The 17,253-nt window shown below is 70.3% G+C and carries 18 protein-coding genes; 7 read left to right on the forward strand and 11 right to left on the reverse strand.

Going from position 1 to position 17,253, the window contains the following annotated elements; translation table 11 throughout:
* Positions 1–88: 88 nt before the first annotated feature.
* Positions 89–718: a sulfotransferase family 2 domain-containing protein gene (locus G7071_RS15835; protein ID WP_166320357.1), complete on the forward strand. Its 630-nt coding sequence runs from the start codon at positions 89–91 to the stop codon at positions 716–718.
* Here G7071_RS15835 and G7071_RS15840 read toward each other — a convergent pair.
* Entirely contained in the window at positions 706–1,395 is a 690-nt protein-coding gene (locus G7071_RS15840) for a sulfotransferase family protein (RefSeq protein WP_166320359.1), read from the reverse strand. The two genes, G7071_RS15835 and G7071_RS15840, sit on opposite strands and share 13 nt — an antisense overlap.
* Before the next feature lie 49 nt (positions 1,396–1,444).
* On the opposite strand from G7071_RS15840, the gene G7071_RS15845 reads away from it, so the two are divergent.
* Positions 1,445–2,941: a sulfatase family protein gene (locus G7071_RS15845; RefSeq protein WP_166320361.1), complete on the forward strand. Its 1,497-nt coding sequence runs from the start codon at positions 1,445–1,447 to the stop codon at positions 2,939–2,941.
* A 9-nt stretch (positions 2,942–2,950) separates the two neighbouring features.
* Entirely contained in the window at positions 2,951–3,646 is a 696-nt protein-coding gene (locus G7071_RS15850) for a DUF998 domain-containing protein (protein WP_166320363.1), read from the forward strand.
* On the opposite strand, the gene G7071_RS15855 is transcribed toward G7071_RS15850, so the two are convergent.
* The 4 genes from G7071_RS15855 to G7071_RS15870 are packed head-to-tail and all read right to left on the reverse strand — an operon-like array spanning position 3,630 to position 7,344.
* Positions 3,630–4,793, reverse strand: a complete 1,164-nt coding sequence (locus G7071_RS15855) for an acetyl-CoA C-acetyltransferase (protein WP_166320365.1) — start codon at positions 4,791–4,793, stop codon at positions 3,630–3,632. The genes G7071_RS15850 and G7071_RS15855 overlap by 17 nt on opposite strands.
* Entirely contained in the window at positions 4,786–5,376 is a 591-nt protein-coding gene (locus G7071_RS15860; RefSeq protein WP_166320367.1) for a TetR/AcrR family transcriptional regulator, read from the reverse strand. The genes G7071_RS15855 and G7071_RS15860 overlap by 8 nt, the downstream gene beginning before the upstream one ends.
* Complete coding sequence (locus G7071_RS15865) at positions 5,369–6,172, reverse strand: SDR family oxidoreductase (RefSeq protein ID WP_166320369.1); 804 nt, start codon at positions 6,170–6,172, stop codon at positions 5,369–5,371. Before G7071_RS15865 ends, G7071_RS15860 begins: the two co-directional genes overlap by 8 nt.
* Entirely contained in the window at positions 6,169–7,344 is a 1,176-nt protein-coding gene (locus G7071_RS15870; protein ID WP_166320371.1) for an acyl-CoA dehydrogenase family protein, read from the reverse strand. The genes G7071_RS15865 and G7071_RS15870 overlap by 4 nt, the downstream gene beginning before the upstream one ends.
* 61 nt (positions 7,345–7,405) lie before the next feature.
* On the opposite strand from G7071_RS15870, the gene G7071_RS15875 reads away from it, so the two are divergent.
* From G7071_RS15875 to G7071_RS15890, 4 genes are read left to right on the forward strand one after another with little or no spacing between them, the layout of a single operon-like run.
* The gene (locus G7071_RS15875; RefSeq protein WP_166320373.1) at positions 7,406–8,932 is read left to right on the forward strand and encodes an AMP-binding protein; all 1,527 of its coding nucleotides are present in this window, start codon (positions 7,406–7,408) and stop codon (positions 8,930–8,932) included.
* Positions 8,933–10,078, forward strand: a complete 1,146-nt coding sequence (locus G7071_RS15880) for an acyl-CoA dehydrogenase family protein (RefSeq protein ID WP_166320375.1) — start codon at positions 8,933–8,935, stop codon at positions 10,076–10,078.
* Complete coding sequence (locus tag G7071_RS15885) at positions 10,075–11,022, forward strand: acyl-CoA dehydrogenase family protein (protein WP_166320377.1); 948 nt, start codon at positions 10,075–10,077, stop codon at positions 11,020–11,022. Before G7071_RS15880 ends, G7071_RS15885 begins: the two co-directional genes overlap by 4 nt.
* On the forward strand, positions 11,019–11,954 hold the full coding sequence (locus G7071_RS15890; RefSeq protein ID WP_166320379.1) for an acyl-CoA dehydrogenase family protein: 936 nt from the start codon (positions 11,019–11,021) through the stop codon (positions 11,952–11,954). Before G7071_RS15885 ends, G7071_RS15890 begins: the two co-directional genes overlap by 4 nt.
* Positions 11,955–12,053: 99 nt before the next feature.
* Here G7071_RS15890 and G7071_RS15895 read toward each other — a convergent pair whose 3' ends face one another.
* From G7071_RS15895 to G7071_RS15920, 6 genes are all read right to left on the reverse strand, one after another.
* Entirely contained in the window at positions 12,054–13,013 is a 960-nt protein-coding gene (locus tag G7071_RS15895; RefSeq protein WP_166320380.1) for a zinc metalloprotease, read from the reverse strand.
* Between the two features lie 69 nt (positions 13,014–13,082).
* Positions 13,083–13,715: a flavin reductase family protein gene (locus G7071_RS15900; protein WP_246210066.1), complete on the reverse strand. Its 633-nt coding sequence runs from the start codon at positions 13,713–13,715 to the stop codon at positions 13,083–13,085.
* Between the two features lie 23 nt (positions 13,716–13,738).
* On the reverse strand, positions 13,739–14,629 hold the full coding sequence (hsaC, locus tag G7071_RS15905) for an iron-dependent extradiol dioxygenase HsaC (protein ID WP_281351691.1): 891 nt from the start codon (positions 14,627–14,629) through the stop codon (positions 13,739–13,741).
* Complete coding sequence (hsaD, locus tag G7071_RS15910; protein WP_206062829.1) at positions 14,626–15,588, reverse strand: 4,5:9,10-diseco-3-hydroxy-5,9,17-trioxoandrosta-1(10),2-diene-4-oate hydrolase; 963 nt, start codon at positions 15,586–15,588, stop codon at positions 14,626–14,628. The genes hsaC and hsaD overlap by 4 nt, the downstream gene beginning before the upstream one ends.
* 1 nt (position 15,589) lies before the next feature.
* Positions 15,590–16,759, reverse strand: coding sequence for a 3-hydroxy-9,10-secoandrosta-1,3,5(10)-triene-9,17-dione monooxygenase oxygenase subunit (gene hsaA / locus G7071_RS15915; protein ID WP_166320381.1), 1,170 nt, complete (start codon positions 16,757–16,759; stop codon positions 15,590–15,592).
* A gap of 80 nt (positions 16,760–16,839) precedes the next feature.
* Positions 16,840–17,235 (reverse strand): VOC family protein, encoded by a 396-nt coding sequence (locus G7071_RS15920; protein ID WP_166320382.1) that lies wholly within the window; start codon positions 17,233–17,235, stop codon positions 16,840–16,842.
* Between the last annotated feature and the right edge of the window lie 18 nt (positions 17,236–17,253).

The raw sequence follows: 17,253 nt of genomic DNA on the forward strand, positions 1-17,253 counted from the left end.
GCGTGGTGACCCAGGCCGTCTCCGAGCTGCGCCGCGCACACGGTGCCGTGCTCTGAGGACCGCGGCGGCCATCCTCTAGCCTGAGCCGGTGTTGATCTCCGACGAACGCCGGATGCTGTTCGTCCACATCCCCAAGACCGGTGGCGCATCGATCGAGCAGCTGCTGCGCGAGGCGTGCCCGGACGCACGCACCGTGGGCAAGCAGCGCCACGCCCGCCTCCGGCGGATCCTGACGCAGCACCCCGAGCTCGGCGACCACTGGTCCTTCGGCTTCGTCCGCAACCCGTGGGCGCGGATGGTGTCGTGGTATTCCATGATCGAGACGTGGGACCGCCGCTGGGGACCCGCCTCCGGGCGGCCGCAGGACCGACAGTGGGGCTCGACCCGCGACGGCAACCCGCTGTGGCGAGCAGTCGCCGAATATGCCGACTTCGAGGAGTTCGTCCTGCGCGGGACGTCCGAGCTCGAGCGGCTGGCGATGCCCCAGCTCGACTACCTCGTCGCCGGCGACCGGCGGGCCGACTTCATCGGCCGCACCGAGTCGCTGGGCGACGACATGGCACACGTCCAGCGCACGCTGGGCCTGCCGGTGACCCCGATCCCCCGGCGCAACACCACGTCGCACGGGTCCTATCGCGACTACTACTCCCCCGAGGCCCGGGACCGGATCGGTGAGGTCTATGCACGCGACATCGCCGAGTTCGGCTACGACTTCTGAGCGTCCCCGACCGCTGCGGTGCCGCGGCGTCGCGTCGGCACGTCGAGCGGCGTCCCCCGAGCGCCTGCCCACTCACCGGTCGCGGCCAGTCGCTGGTGGACGGCCAGCTCGGGCGCGAAGTAGTCGACCAGGTCTGCACGCACCGCCGCGCTGAGGTCCGGCGTCGGACGCCGTCGTGAGACGTTGCGTCGCTCCACGTGCACGTCGGCGCCCAGGCGGTCGGAGAACCACGGGAGCCACGCGTCGGGGCGGTCGACCGCGAAGATCCGGTCCACCTCCACGACGCCGTCCATGGTGAGGAACTGGGCAGGGCGACCGCGCGGCGTCGGCGCCGTGGGGTCGCCATCGACGTACAGCCGGGCGAACTCGTCGAAGGACAGGTCCGAGGTGGAGTTGTCGACATCCTCAGGCAGCCTGGCGCGGTAGCGCCACCACGACGCGAGCCACTCGACCGGGTCCCGGAACATCGTCACCAGCTCGTAGGAGTCCCGCGGGTGCCCGTCGGCCGCGAGGTCGGGAGCGATCCTCCTCGTGAAGCCCGAGCACCCCAGGTGCTTGCGGCTCGGCGGCCGGTCGACGACCAGCGACGCGTATGGCGCCAGCGCCGACTCGATCGCGGTCGACGCACACTTCGGCATGGCCAGCAGCACGAAGTCGTGCTCGGTGAAGGCCATCATGGCGCCCGATCATGTCAGACGCCGCTGGGGCGGAACGTAGGGTTGCTCCGTGTCCTCCTCTCGTCGCGTCGGCATCCTGGCGCCCATCGTGCTGGTGGTCGGCCTCCTCGTCAGCTGCAGCACCGGCGCCGACAAGGGCGCCGCCTCGTCCCCGCCAGCGTCGACCGCGGGAGTCAGCGTCGGCGACCGGCCCAACATCGTGCTGATCACCGCCGACGACCAGACCGCGCGCGAGATGCAGTGGCTGCCCAGGACCCGGCGCCTGCTCGGCAAGGCGGGCCTGCGCTTCGACAACATGATCGCCCCGCACCCCAACTGCTGCCCGGCACGGGCCCAGATCCTCACCGGGCAGTACGCCCAGAACAACGGGGTGCGCACCAACTCGCCGCCCTGGGGTGGGCACGAGAACTTCGAACCGCGCACGGCGCTGCCGGTGTGGCTCCAGGAGGCCGGCTATCGCACCGGCTTCACCGGCAAGTATCTCCACGGCTACGACGAGACCGACAGCATCGAGCCGGGCTGGGACCAGTGGAAGCCGATCGTCGGTGTGCTGTCGGACTACCACTCGTTCGTGCAGTACGACAACGGCGAGCTCGTGCAGCACGGACCGGAGGACTACAGCACCGACGTCGTGGCCCAGCAGTCCGCCGACATGGTCACGACGTTCAGCTCGACGAGCGAGCCGTTCTTCGTCTGGTCCAGTTTCGTGGCCCCCCACGGCACCTGCGAGGGCAACGACACGATCGACTGCTCCGGTCCGCCGCCAGCCGCCGACCGTCACGCCGACGTGCTCGGGGACGCCAAGCTCCCGTCGCTGAAGTCCCCCGCCTTCAACGAGGCGGACGTCTCCGAGAAGCACAAGGACGTCAGGCGTTCCCCGTTGGTCGACCCGGTGGCCCAGCAGACGCTCTTCACCCAGCGCGTCCGCGCCCTGGCCGCCCTCGACGAGGGAGTCGCGGGGATCGTGGCTGCCCTCGAGGCCGCCGGCACCCTCGACGAGACGGTCATCCTGTTCACCAGCGACAACGGCTACCTGTTCGGCGAGCACCGTCTCGTCGGCAAGAACGTCCCCTACGAGGAGGCGATCCGGGTGCCGCTGCTGATGCGCGGACCCGACCTCCCGGCCGGTGAACGCCGCCGCCAGACCGTCGCGATCGTCGACCTGGCCCCGACGATCGCCGAGCTGGCCGACGCCGACCCGATGATCGACATCGACGGCCGGAGCGTGCTGGGCCACGCCGTCGAGGACAAGCGGCAGCGTGATCGTGGGTTGCTCCTGCAGGCGGGGTCCAGGGGCAAGGACAAGGCGACTGCCTGGCGCTGGCGCGGGGTGCGCACCAATCGCTACACCCTGGTGCGTTGGCAGGGTCCGCGGCTGGTCGAGCTGACCGACCGCGTCACCGACCCCCACCAGCTCGACAACGTCGCCACCGACCCGCGCTACCAGCGCATCCGCCGGATCCTGGCGCGCCATCTCGACAAGCTCGAGAAGTGCGCCGGCCCGGGCTGCCGCGCACACGTGCCCGTGCTCCCCAAGCCCCGCTAGCAGCTGCGGGTGACGACAGCCACTGCACGACACGACGGGGTCCGCACCGGCCGACTCGCGCGCTGGGGGGCGTTCGCACTCCTCGTCCGGCCCGCCTACATGGCGACCGAGCTCGTGGTCGCGGCAGCGACGACCGGCGGCTACAGCTTCGTCTCCGACTCTGTCAGCCGGCTCGGAGAGGTCGGCTGCTCCGCGGCATACTGCTCACCGCGTCATGAGCTGATGAACGGCTCCTTCATGGCCTTCGGGGTGTTGCTGACCAGCGGTGCGGTGCTGCTCGCGCGCCCGCTGGGACCGTGGGTCACGGGGCTGCTCGTGGTCTCCGGTCTGAGCTCGGTGGCCACCGGTCTGGCGCCGCTCGACCAGGACACCACCCTGCATGCGATCGCCGCGACGCCGCTCTTCGTCGCCCAGCCGGTCGCGCTGGTCGTCCTCGGAGCACGGTTGCGCGCCGAGCAGCCACGCCTTGCCAGGGCACTGCTGTTGACGGGAGCCGTGACCGGGGCCGCGGCCACGGCGTTCGTGGTCGCCGGCGACAGCCCCGCATCGGGGGCTCTCGAACGCCTCGCCCTGTGGCCGGTGCTGATCGCACTGGCGGGGTTCGCCTGGACGCGACTGCGGCGTCCGAGTCAGGCCGGTCGGGCCAGAGCCGGTCCGGTCAGGGCCGGCCGGGTCAGGGCCGGTCGGGTCAGAGCCGCTCGATGATGGTCACGTTGGCCTGACCACCGCCCTCGCACATCGTCTGCAGGCCGAAGCGGCCGCCGGTGCGCTCGAGCTCGTTGAGCATCGTGGTCATCAGTCGGGTGCCGGTGGCGCCGATCGGGTGTCCCAGCGCGATGCCCCCGCCGTTGACGTTGACCTTGTCGTGCGGGACGTCGAGCTCCTTCATCCACGCCAGCACGACGCTGGCGAAGGCCTCGTTGCACTCGAACAGGTCGATGTCGGAGACGGCGAGCCCGGACTTGGCCAGGGCGTGCCGGGTCGCCGCGATCGGGCCGGTCAGCATCCAGATCGGGTCGTCACCGCGCACCGAGAGGTGGTGGATCCTGGCTCGTGGGGTCAGCCCGTGCTCGGCGACGGCTGCCTCGGAGGCGATCAGCATCGCCGAGGACGCGTCACAGATCTGGCTGGCCACCGCTGCGGTGATGCGCCCCTCGGGGGCGAGCGGCTGCAGTCCGGCCATCTTCTCCAGCGACGTCTCGCGCGGGCACTCGTCGGTGCTGAAGACGGTCCCGTCCGGCAGGGTCACCGGCGCGATCTCGTTGTCGAAGCGACCCTCCGCGATGGCTCGGCGGGCCCGCTCGTGGGAGGCCAGCGCAAAGGCCTCCATGTTCTGGCGACTGATGTCCCACTTCTCGGCGATCATCTGGGCTGAGCTGAACTGCGAGACCTCGACGTCGCCGTAGCGAGCCACCCACCCCGGGGACTCGGCGAACGGCGTGGTGAACCCGTACTGGTCGGCCACGAGCATCGCGGCGCTGATCGGGATGGCCGACATGTTCTGCAGCCCGCCGGCGATCACGAGGTCCTGGGTTCCCGACATCACGCCCTGTGCCGCGAAGTGCACGGCCTGCTGCGACGAGCCGCACTGTCGGTCGATGGTCACGCCGGGCACGTGGTCAGGCAGACCGGCGACCAGCCAGGCCGTGCGGGCGACGTCGCCGGCCTGCGAGCCGATGGTGTCGCAGCAGCCCATGATGACGTCGTCGACGAGCCCGGCATCGACGCCGGTGCGCTCGACCAGGGCGGAGAGCACGTGCGCGCCCAGGTCGGCGGAGTGCATCGCGGCGAGCGAGCCGCCGCGCTTGCCGACCGGGGTGCGGACCGCGTCGACGATGAAGGCTTCAGGCATGAGCTATCCCTTCGAGGAGGATCGTGAGGTATTGGTCGGCCACGTCGCTGTGGGTGAGCTCACCGCCGGGGCGATACCACCGCACGGCGACCCAGACCGTGTCCCGGATGAAGCGGTGGACGAGGTCGATGTCGATGTCCGGACGAAGCACACCGGTCGCGACACCCTCGCGAAGCAGTCCGAGCCAGATCCCCCTGGACTGATCCGCCCGCTCGGCGAGATAGGCGAAGCGGTCGAAGGCACCGAGGTAGGCGGCGTCGTTCTGGAAGATCGCCACCTCGGCCGGGTGCTGGTCGATCGCCTGGAAGGAGAGTCGCACGACGCGCTCGAGCTTGGTCCGGGCGTCGTCGTCGGAGGCCAGCACATCGGCGTACGCCGCGAAGAGCTCGTCCTGGAAGGAGCGCAGGATCTCGTCGAGCATCGACTCCTTGGAGTCGAAGTGGTGATAGAGACTGCCGCTGAGGATACCGGCCGCGTCGGCGATGTCGCGGACCGTGGTCGAGCGATAGCCCTTCTCGGCGAAGAGCGCTGCCGCGATGGCGAGCAGCTCCTCGCGCCGGGTCGAGGCGACGGGGTCAAGCATGCTGGCTGCTCACCGACAGGACCTCACCGGTGAGGTAGGAGGAATAGTCACTGGCCAGGAAGACCATCACGTTGGCGACCTCCCACGGCTCGGCAGCCCGGCCGAAGGCCTCTCGCTGCTTGAGCTCGTGCAGCAGCTCGTCGCTGGTGACCTTGGCCAGGAACGGGTGCATCGCCAGGGAAGGCGAGACCGCGTTGACCCGGATGCCGTGCGGCGCGACGTCGAGCGCGGCGCAGCGGGTCAGCGCCATCACCCCGGCCTTGGCGGCCGCGTAGTGGGCCTGGCCCTCCTGGGCCCGCCAGCCGATCACCGAGGCGTTGTTGACGATCACGCCCCTGGTGCCGGCGGCGATCATCCGGTTGCTGGCGGCGCGCACGCAGCGCATGGTTCCCGTCAGCGTGATGTCGAGGACCCTGCTCCACTGCTCGTCGGTCATCTCGGTGATCGGCACCGTGCCGCCGAGTCCGGCGTTGTTGATCATCACGTCGACCCCGCCGAGCTCGTCGGCCGCATCGAGCAGGGCGGTGACGTCGTCCTCGTTGGTCACGTCGCAGACGAGCGACCGCACCCGGTCGGCGCCGAACTCCGCCGCCAACGCCTCCTGGGCCTCGGCGATCCGGCGCTCGTGGGTGTCGGAGAACACGACTCCCGCGGCGCCCTCCTCGAGGGCGCGGCGAACGACCGCAGCCCCGATGCCCGCGCCTGCGGCGGCGGTCACGACGACCACCTTGCCGAGCAGGAGGTCGTGCGGGGCGACGTAGTCGGGAACGGGCTGCTCTGGCCTGGTGGTTGTCATCCGCGGGGCTCCTTGGGTAGGCCGAGCACACGCTCGGCGAGGATGTTGCGCTGGATCTCGTCGCTGCCGCCATAGATGGTGTCGGCGCGGGTGAAGAGGAAGAGACGCTGCCAGATGTCGAGGTCCGGCGCGCCGGGCCTGCCGGCGGTGAGGGCGTCGGGGCCGGCGATCGCCATGGCCAGCTCGCCGAGGTCGCGGTGCCAGTTGGCCCACGTCAGCTTGGCGATCGACTCGGCACCGGGTGCTGGGTCGTCGAGCGTGCGCAGCACGTTGGCCTTCATCACGACGAGGCCGACCTTGGCCTGCGCGAGCCGGTCACGCAGCACCGGGTCGTCGAAGGTCCCGTTGGCCCGGGCGAGCTCGACCAGGGCGTCGAGCTCGCGCTCGAACCCGACCTGCTGGGCCAGGGTGGAGACGCCGCGCTCGAAGCCCAGCAGTGCCATCGCGACCGCCCAGCCCTGGCCTGGCGCTCCGACCACGAGGTCGGCGGCGGTGCGGGCACCGGTGAAGAACACCTCGTTGAACTCCGAGCCGCCGGTGAGCTGCTCGATCGGGCGGACCTCGACGCCGTCCTGGTCGAGGGGCACGAGCAGGAAGGAGAGACCGCGGTGGCGCTGGGACCCCGGCTCGGTGCGGGCGAGCACGAAGATCCAGTCGGCCTGGTGGGCGTCGGAGGTCCAGACCTTCTGGCCGTCGATGACCCAGTGCTGCTCGGTGCCGTCCCCGTCGAGGCGGGCCTTGGTCTGCACGTTCGCCAGGTCGGAGCCGGCGTTGGGCTCCGAGTAGCCCTGGCACCACAGCTCGGTGACGTCCTTGATCCTGGGCAGGAACTGCGCCTTCTGCTCGTCGGTGCCGTAGGCCAGCAGCGTCGGACCGAGGAGCTCCTCACCGAGGTGGTTGACCCGGGCGGGGGCGCGGGACAACGCGTATTCCTCGTGGAAGACGACCTGCTGCGACAGGCTCAGGCCCCGGCCGCCGTGCTCGACCGGCCAACCCACGCACGTCCAGCCGTGCTCTGCGAGGTGACGGTTCCAGGCGAGGCGCTGCTCGTGGGCCTCGTGCTCGCGGCCCGGTCCGCCGAGACCCCGGTAGTCGGCCCACTCGCCGCTGAGGTGTTCTGCGAGCCAGTCGCGGACCTCGGTCCGAAACTCCTCGTCGATGGTGCTGCTCATGCCTGATACCCTACCAAGCAAACGTTTGGTTTGCTCGCACACGGCTCCGGAAGGACAGCAGATGACCGACACCATCCCGGCCGCCACCATTCCCGGCGTGCTGCGGGCGGCGGCAGAGACGTTCGCAGACCGGGTGGCCTACGTCGAGGACGACCAGACCCTGACGTTCAGCGACCTGCTCTCCCGCGTACGCCGAACGGCGGCCGGCTATCGCGACCTGGGCGTGTCCCCGGGCGACCGGGTCGTGGTCTGGGCTCCGAACAGCATCGACTGGGTCGTCGCCGCACTCGCCGTCTCCTACGCCGGCGGCGCGCTGGTCCCGGCCAACTCCCGCTACACCGGGCACGAGGTGGCTGACCTCGTCGACCGCACCAGCGCCCGGCTGCTCGTCCTGGCCGACGGGTTCCTCGGGCGCAGCCAGCGCGAGGAGGTGAGCGCCGCGAGCAGCCTCCCCTCCCTGATCGACACCGTCGACGTCCACGAGCTGCCCGACGCAGAGCCCGGCGACATCGACGAGGTGGCGAGCGCCGTACGTCCGGACGACGTGGCGGACATCCTCTTCACCTCGGGCACCACGGGCCAGCCCAAGGGCGCCATGAGTGCCCACCGGCAGACCGTCGGCGTCGCCCGTGCCTGGGGCGAGCTCGGCGGGGTGCACGCCGGCGACCGCTACCTGGTCGTCAACCCGTTCTTCCACGCCTTCGGCTACAAGGTCGGGATCATCACCGGGCTGGTGACCGGAGCCACCCTCTATCCGCTCGCGACCTTCGACGTCGAGCAGGTCGCCGCCCTGGTCGAGTCGGAGCAGATCACCGTGCTGCCCGGCGCGCCGGCGATCTTCTCCTCGATCCTGGCTGCCGGGGTGCACACGCGCCACGACCTGTCGTCGATCCGGCTGGCTGTCACCGGCGCAGCCGTGATCCCGGTCGTCCTGATCGAGCGAATGCGGGCTGCAGCCCCCGACGGCCTCGCGATCGAGCAGGTCGTCACGGCCTTCGGGATGACCGAGGCAGTGGTCGTCACGATGTGCCGCGGCGACGAGTCCGCGGAGACGGTGGCCACGTCGTGCGGGCGCGCGGTGCCCGGCATGGAGACCCGCATCGACGTGCCGGACGGCGCCCCCGAGGGCACGGCCGGCGAGCTGCTGGTCAGGGGCGAGAACGTCATGCTCGGATATCTCGACGACCCTGCCGCCACCGCCGAGGCCATCGACGCCGACGGCTGGCTGCACACCGGCGACGTGGGGACGATCGACGCCGATGGCAACCTGCGGATCACCGACCGGCTCAAGGACATGTACATCTCGGGTGGCTTCAACGTCTATCCGGCAGAGGTCGAGCAGGTCCTGGCCCGGCTCGAGGGGGTCTACGACGTCGCCGTGGTCGGGGTCCCGGACGACCGTCTGGGTGAGGTGGGCCGCGCCTATGTCGTCGGCTCGGTCACCGAGGACGCGGTGCTCGAGTGCGCGCGCGAGCGGCTCGCGAACTACAAGGTGCCTCGGCAGGTGGAGATCATCGAGGCGCTCCCCCGCAACCTCGCCGGCAAGGTGCTGAAGAACGAGCTTCGACCGACCTCCGAGGAGAGCTGAATGGATCTGGACCTGACCGAGTCGGAGCTCGCCTTCCAGGCCGAGGCGCGCGAGTGGCTCGCGGCCAACGTGCCGGCGAGCCCGCTGGCGTCGATGGACACCGCGGAGGGCTTCGTGGCCCACCAGGCGTGGGAGAAGAAGCTCTTCGACGCCCGCTGGGCCGTCGTCTCGTGGCCCGAGGAGTTCGGTGGGCGGGGGGCGAACCTCGTGGAGTGGGTGATCTTCGAGGAGGAGTACTACCGCGCCGGCGCACCCGGGCGGGTCTCCCAGAACGGGATCTTCCTGCTCGCGCCGATCATCTTCGACCACGGCACCCCGGACCAGCAGCAGCGCTACCTGCCGACCATGGCGAGCGGCGAGCAGATCTGGGCCCAGGCCTGGTCGGAACCCGAGGCAGGCTCCGACCTCGCGTCGCTGAAGTCCACGGCGACCCGGGTCGAGGGCGGCTGGCGGCTGAACGGCCAGAAGACCTGGTCCTCACGTGCGGCCCTCGCCCACTGGGGGTTCGGGCTGTTCCGCTCCGACCCCGAGGCGTCACGGCACGCGGGGCTGACCTACTTCTGCTTCCCCCTCGACAGCGACGGCATCACCGTGCGACCGATCCCCCAGCTCGACGGCGAGTCAGGGTTCGCCGAGATCTTCTTCGACGACGTCTTCGTCGCCGACGCCGACGTGCTCGGCGCCCCCGGCGACGGCTGGCGGGTCGCGATGTCGACCGCGGGCAACGAACGCGGGCTCTCGCTGCGCTCCCCCGGCCGCTTCTGCGCCGCAGCCGACCGGCTCGTCGACCTCTTCGCGAGCGCGGGCAGCGAACCGGAACGCGCCTCGGCCGCCGACGCGGTGGCCGACGCCTGGATCAAGGCCCAGGCCTACCGCCTCTACACGTGGGGCACCGTCACCCGCCTCGCGGCCGGTGGCGACATGGGGACGGCCGGCTCGGTCAACAAGGTGTTCTGGTCCGAGCTCGACGTCGCCCTCCACGAGACCGCCCTCGACCTCCTGGGCCCCGAGGCGGAGGTCGAGTCGCCCTGGACCGACGGCTACGTCTTCTCGCTGTCCGGTCCGATCTATGCAGGCACCAACGAGATCCAGCGCAACATCGTGGCCGAGCGCATCCTCGGCCTGCCGAAGGAGCCGCGACGATGAGGTTCACCCACACCGGGGAGCAGGCCGACTTCGCCCGCACCCTCGAGAAGCTGCTGGCCGGTGCCGACACGGTCGCCGCTGCCCGCGCCTGGGCCGAGGGTGACAGCGCTCCAGGCCTCGGCCTGTGGCACACCCTGGCTGAGCAAGGGGTGCACGCGCTGCTGGTGCCCGAGGAGTTCGACGGCATGGGCGCCACCCCGGTCGAGCTGGTCATCGCGATGGAGGCGATCGGCCGGCACGCCGTCCCCGGGCCGTATGTCGAGTCGGCCGCCTTCCTGTCCCAGGTCCTCACCGGCGAGCAGCTCAGCGGGCTCGCGGCCGGCACGGTCGCGACCGTGGCGGTGCCGCCCCACACGCCGTACGCCCTCGACGGGGACGTGGCCGAGGAGGCCTATCTCGTCGACGGTGAGTCGCTCTCGACCGCCGGCGTCGGCGAGGTGAGGACCTCGATCGACCCGTCTCGCAGGCTCGTCTCGGTGACCGCCGCGGAGGCGGTCGGCGAGCTCGAACGCGCGAAGCTCCGCAACGCGTTCGACCTGGCCGCGCTGGCGACCGCAGCCCAGCTGCTCGGCGCCGGCGAGCGGATCCTCGCCGACTCGGTGACCTATGTGAAGCAGCGCAAGCAGTTCGGCCGCGAGATCGGGTCCTATCAGGCGATCAAGCACCAGCTCGCCGACGTGCGGATCGCGCTCGACTTCGTCCGTCCGCTGGTCGACGGCGCCGCCGTGGCGCCGACCTCGCGTGACTGCTCGGCGGCCAAGGTCGCGGCCGCCGATGCGGCCTACCGCGCGTCCCGCGTGGGGCTGCAGGTGCACGGCGCCATCGGATACACCGCCGAGTTCGACCTCTCGCTGTGGCTGCTCAAGGTGCGCGCGCTCGTCAGCGCCTGGGGGACGCCGGCCTTCCACCGCGCCCGGGTGCTCGAGTCGCTGGTGAGCCGATGAGGCGCACCGAGGAGCAGGCCGAGCTGGCCGGCATCGTCCGCTCACTGCTCGACAAGCGCGCCGACTCCGGAGCAGTCCGGGCGTCGATGGCGTCAGCCGCCGGCTTCGACGAGTCGCTGTGGCAGACCCTGTGCGAGCAGATCGGGGTCGCGGCGCTCGCCGTCCCGGAGGAGCAGGGCGGCGCCGGGTTCACCCTGGCCGAGACGGCTGTCGTGCTGGAGGAGCTCGGGCGGTCGCTGGCGCCCACTCCCCTCCTGCCCACCGCGCTGGCGGCAGCAGCACTCGTGGCCGACGGCGACCCCGCAGGCCTCCTGGCCCGCATCGCCGCCGGTGAGATCGCCACGATCGCCACCCCCGAGCACGTGCTCTTCGGCGCGCAGGCCGCGATCGTCCTGGCGTATGTCGATGGCCGGCTCGTCCAGCTCGACGAGTCGCCCATCGGCATACCCGCCATGGATCCGACCACCCAGCTGGCCACGATTGGTGCCGACGTCGACCCGCTGCCCGACCACGTCCGCGACGTCGCCCTGGTGCTGACCGCGGCGATGCAGGTGGGCGGGATGCAGCGGGCGCTCGACGACACGGTCGCCTACAGCCGCGAGCGGGTGCAGTTCGGTCGCCCGATCGGGTCGTTCCAGGCACTCAAGCACCGGATGGCCGACATGCTCACCCGGCTCGAGCTGTCCCGGTCGGCGATGTTGCACGCCCTCGAGGGGCTCGTCGAGGGGGCAGCCGACGCCCCCGACCGGGCGGCCGTCGCGGCAGCCTGTTGCTCGGATGCCTTCGCGGACCTCGCCGGCGAGATGATCCAGCTGCACGGCGGTATCGCGATCACCTGGGAGCACGACGCCCACCTGGTGTTCAAGCGGGCCCATGCCCTCGGCGCGCTCTGGGGCCGACCGCACGAGCACCGCGCCAGGCTCGCGCTCTGACCCGGAGCCACCGCGCACTGTGCAGCCGGTCGTGGGCGGTTGCCGTCAACAGATGACTGCAACCGCCCACGACCAGGGTTGGGACGCGGCAGGCGTGCGTCAGCCGTTGCCACCGGCGCGGTATTCGACCCACCCGTCGCTCATGCGTGCGGACTGTCCCGGCGTGAACATGTTCATGCACGAGTCCTGGGTGTAGTCCATGAAGTTGTGGATCGGGTCGAGACCGGGCAGCCGCTCGCACGAGTCCGCACCGATCGGGCAGTCGAACTGCGGATAGGCCTCGGCCGGGGTGTCGGCCACGCCGTCACCCTGGGTGGAACAGCCCCCGTCGAAGGTGTGCTCGAGCATCAGCCAGTGACCGACCTCGTGCGTCAGCGTGTCACCGAGGGCGTACTTGCCGGCGGTGCCGCCGGGCATCGACTCGTCGAGGATGACCACGCCGTCCTTCACCGCGCCCGACCCGCCGTTGTACGTCTGCCCGAAGTAGGCCCAGCCGAGAAGTCCACCACCGATGTCGGCGGCATAGATGTTGAGGGTCTCCGAGTCGCCCTCGTGCAGCGCCGACTTCATGTCCATCTCCACCCGACCGGGCGTGACCGTGGCCCACTCGGAGTCGACCGTCCACGTGGTCTTGGCCAGGTCGAAGCGGAAGGGGGTGTCCGCAGCGCCCGCGCCGGTCACACCGGCGAAGGAGTCGTTGAGCACCGTCATCTGGTCCTCGACCATCCCGCTCAGGCGACGCTGCTCGCGCCGGGTGAGGGTGTCGGCCGAGATCACGTGGAAGATCGTCTCGACCGTGACCGAGCCGGCGGGCAGCTGGGCTGCATCGGCGAGCTGCGCGAACTCGGCTTCCTTCCCGGCGGGATAGAGCGCCGGCTCGTCGGCACCAGTGCCCTTCTTGACCCTCGCCCCGGACGAGTCGTCGGCACACGCCTCGACCCCGTCGGAGACGACGGTCGCGGCCACCGGGGTGACGGCCAGCATGAGCGGCGAGAGGGCCAGGAGGCCGGCAACGGCTGCGGTTCGCGCAAGGACCGTGCGGTTGGAACGGGAACGCATGGTGGGGATCCCTTCGGTTGCTGAGTGGTGCAGACAACCTAGGCCGGGAACCGATATTTGGGAACGACCTCAGGCGGTCGTTCGATATGCGCCGCGGTAGTAGAGCAGCGGCTCCTCCGCCTCGTCCACGGCGAGGTCGACGACCTTGCCGATGACGAGGTAGTGGTCGCCGGCCTCGTGCACCGCGAAGACGGTGCAGTCGACGTGGCCGACGGTCCCGGCCAGCCTCGGCGAGCCGGTGCCGGCCGACGGCTCCCACTCGATCCCGTCGAACTTGTCGTCCGCGCGAGAGGCGAACTGGTTGGAGATCGCCTCCTGGCCCCGGCCCAGGAAGTTGACGCAGAAGGTGCCGGCCCGCTGGATGGAACCGAACGCGCGGGACTGCTTGGTCGGCAGGAACGCCACCAGGGGCGGGTCGAGGGAGACGCTCGTGAACGACTGGCAGGTCATGCCCGTCGGGATCCCGCCGCTGACCGTGGTCACGACGGTGACGCCGGAGGCATAGCGACCCAGCACGTCACGGAAGAGCCGCGCCTGGGCCTGAGCCTCCTCGCTGTCGACCTCGATCGTCTCGCCGGGGCGCCACTCGAAGTCGTGGGGGAAGCTGCCGAGGAACGAGTCGATCAGCTCCCGAGGCGGCCAGGACGCGCGGGCATCCTCGACCATGCCGGCGGGAATGCCCTCAGGCGTCTCGGATGTCACCGTGTCAGTCTCCCCCACTCGACTCAGCCACCGAAGACGTGGCCCCAGTAGGACACCGCGGTGCTCTCGCGGGCGACCCAACGGGAGTCGTCGACCTGCAGTCCTTCTGTGCCGAACTCGATGTCGAAGCCGGCCGGGCTCTTGACGTAGAAGGAGACCATCTCGTCGTTCATGTGGCGGCCCAGCGTGGCCGACAGCGGCGCCTTGTGCTTGCGCACCCGCTCCAGGGCACGACCCACGTCGTCGAGCTTGTCGACCTCGAGCATGATGTGGACGCACTTGGAGGGGTTGGGCATCGGCAGGAACGCCAGCGAGTGGTGCCGGGGATTGACTCCGAGGAACCGCAACCACACCTTGGAGCCCGGCTCCTTGCCGACGAACTCACCGGGCATCGACATCGAGTCGCGCAGCCGGAAGCCGAGCACGTCGCGATAGAACCGCAGCGCCTCGACGTCGTCGCTGACCGGGACCACGATGTGGCCCATTCCCTGGTCGCCCGTGACGAACTTGGCCGCATAGGGCGTCACGACCGGACGGGACTCGTAGGTGATCCCGTGGAAGAGCTCGAAGACGTTGTCGAACGGGTCGCTGAAGCGCACCAGCTCCTGCACCCTGCGCTCGGCCAGCTCCTCGGAGGTTCCCTCCTCGAACGCCACGCCGGCCTTCTGCAGGTGCTCGCGCGCGTCCTGCAGCGCCGCGTGGTCGGCCAACTCCCAGCCCGTGGCCGAGAGCTGGTCGACGTCGCTGGGGACGACGACCAGCCGGGCCGAGACCTCGTCGATGCGGTAGTAGAGGTTGTCCGGGTCGGGACCACGGCCGACGGCGAGCCCGAGGACCTTCTCGGCGAAGGTCCGCCAGGCGTCCAGGTCGGTGCTGGCCACGCGGACGTAGCCCATGGACTTGATGTCGATCATGCCTTCGGCCTTTCGGAGTCTGATTGACCGCTCGGTCGCTCGCTCGTGCCTCGTTCGGCTCGGTCGCGCTCGACGTGCCTGTTCAAGAAGCTGATCGCGACCTCGCGGAACTCGTCAGCGGCTTCGATCTGCGCCCAGTGCCCACAGTTGGGGAACACATGCAGCTGCGCCGTCGGAATCAGCTTCAGGGCGAGGATCGCGCCGTCGAGAGGGTTGACCCGGTCCTCGCGACCCCAGGTGAGGAGCGTGTGCTGGCGCAGCCGGTGCGCCTCGCGCCACAACATCCCGTCCTCGGCCGTCTCGGGGTTCCAGAACGACATCCCCATCGAGCGCATCGCGTCCTCGGCGCCGGGAGCCGTGGCATCGGCGAACCGTTCCTCCACGAGCTCGTCGGTGACCAGGTCCTGGTTGACCACCATCGTGGAGATGAAGGCCTTGAGGGACTCGCGGGTCGGGTCGGCCCCGAATTCCATCAGACGCTGCACACCCTCGGTGGGGTCGGCGTGGAAGAGGTTGAGTGACAGCCCGCCCGGCCCCATCAGCACCAGCCGCGTGACCCGCTTGGGGTGCAGGAGGGCCAGCCGCATCGCCGTACCGCCGCCGAGGCTGTTGCCCAGGACGTGGAACCGGTCGATCCCGAGGTGGTCGAGCACGCCGATGACGTGGTCGGCCGCGTGGCGGTAGTAGTTGCCGACGACCGCGGGCTTGCCGGAGGCGCCGAAGCCGGGCTGGTCGATGAGGATGGTGCGGTAGTGCTCGGCGAATCCCGGCAGGGCCGAGCCGAAGTTGGACCACGACGAGGCGCCGGGGCCGCCGCCGTGGAGCATCACCAGGGGCACCCTGCCCTCGACGCCCGACGCCGAGGCGCCCGGACCGAGCTCGTAGAAGGCGATGTCGGTGCCGTTGACCGCGACGGTCTGCTGGAGGTCTTCCCTGACGAGCTGCGCAGAGGTGCTCAACTCAGTACATCCCCGGGTCGACCTTGTGGCCGAACTCGAGCTCGCCGAACATCTTGAGCGCGCGCTCGGGATCGTTGGCCGCGTGCACGCGGCCGGCGTGGGCGTCGCGCCAGGCGCGCTGGAGGTAGGTGCCCTCGGCCAGCGCCCGGCCGCCGGACGCCTCGAAGAGCGTGTCGATGGCGTCGATGGCGCGCTGGGTGCCGAGGACCTGGTCGCGACGGACCTTGAGCCGCAGGTGGAGCGGGATCCTCTCGCCCTTGGCGACGTGGGCCTGCTCCTCGCGGATGTTGGCCATCAACAATGCCCAGGCGGCGTCGATCTCGCTGCCGGCCCGCGCGATCCGGACGGCCGCGAACGGGTCGGAGGACGCCCTCTCGCCGAGATAGGCCGCCCGGACCCGCTGCTGCTGCATGTCGACGTGCTCGGCGTACGCCCCACTGGCCATCCCGACGATCGGCGAGGTGATCGTGCTGGTGAACAGCGAGTGGAAGGGCAGCTTGTAGAGGTCGGAGTGGTTCTGCTCCTGACCGGGGCCGAAGCACCGGCCGGTGTCGCTCATCGAGAGGGTGAACGCCTCGGGAATGAAGACGTCGTCGACCACGATGTCGTTGGAGCCCGTTCCGCGCAGGCCCACGACGTTCCAGACATCGACGATCTCGTACTGCTCGCGCGGGACCATGAAGGTCTTGAAGTCGACGACGTTTCCGTCGTCGTTGAACACCAGCCCGCCGAGCAGCACCCAGGTGGCGTGCGCGGAGCCGGACGAGAAGGACCACTTGCCGCTGAGGGTGTAGCCGCCGTCGGTGACCTGGGCCTTGCCGGTCGGGGCGTAGGAGGAGCTGATCCGGGTGCTGGTGTCGGATCCCCAGACAGCCTGCTGGGCCTCGTCGGTGAACAGTGCGACCTGCCACGGGTGGACGCCCAGCACGCTCGAGATCCAGCCGGTCGAGCCGTCGGCCGAGGCGATCAGCCGCACCGCGGTGAAGAAGTCGATCGGGTCCGACTCCAGGCCGTCGAAGCGGGCCGGCTGGAGCATCCGGAAGAACCCGGCCTGCTCGAGCTCCTTGACCGAGGCCTCCGGCACCTGACGCAGGCGCTCGGTCTCGTCAGCGCGCTCACGGAAGCCGGGCAGCAGGTCTCGAACGGCGTCGAGGACTGGAGGGGTCGTCATGCAGGCAATACTAGAACACGTTCTATTATTGCGTCCACTGCTCGATGCGGGCCCGACGGTCGACCGCACGTCCGCCCGAGTCAGCCAGCCGACTGCTCCGGCTCGTAGCGCTTCAGCACGCAGAACTCGTTGCCCTCGGGGTCGGCGAGGACTGCCCAGCCCTGGTCCCCGTCGCGGCGGTCGTCGAACATCGTCGCGCCGAGACCGAGGATCCGCTCCACCTCCTCGTCGCGCGAGCGGTCGGTGGGCCGCAGGCACATGTGCATGCGGTTCTTGACCGTCTTGGAGTCAGGGACCTTGAGGAACAGCAGGTAGCGGCCGTCGGGGCCCTCGAGACCGCACTCCTCGTCGCCCGGGTTGTTGACGCCCTCCTCGGGCGGTCCCAGGGTGAAGTCCTCGAGGACCTGTGCCCACCACTGGGTCTGGGCGTAGGGGTCGTGGGCGTCGATGCAGAAGTTGGATGCGCGAGAAGCCATGCCGACACCCTGACAGGT

The organism is Nocardioides piscis (assembly GCF_011300215.1).
GTDB lineage: Bacteria > Actinomycetota > Actinomycetes > Propionibacteriales > Nocardioidaceae > Nocardioides > Nocardioides piscis.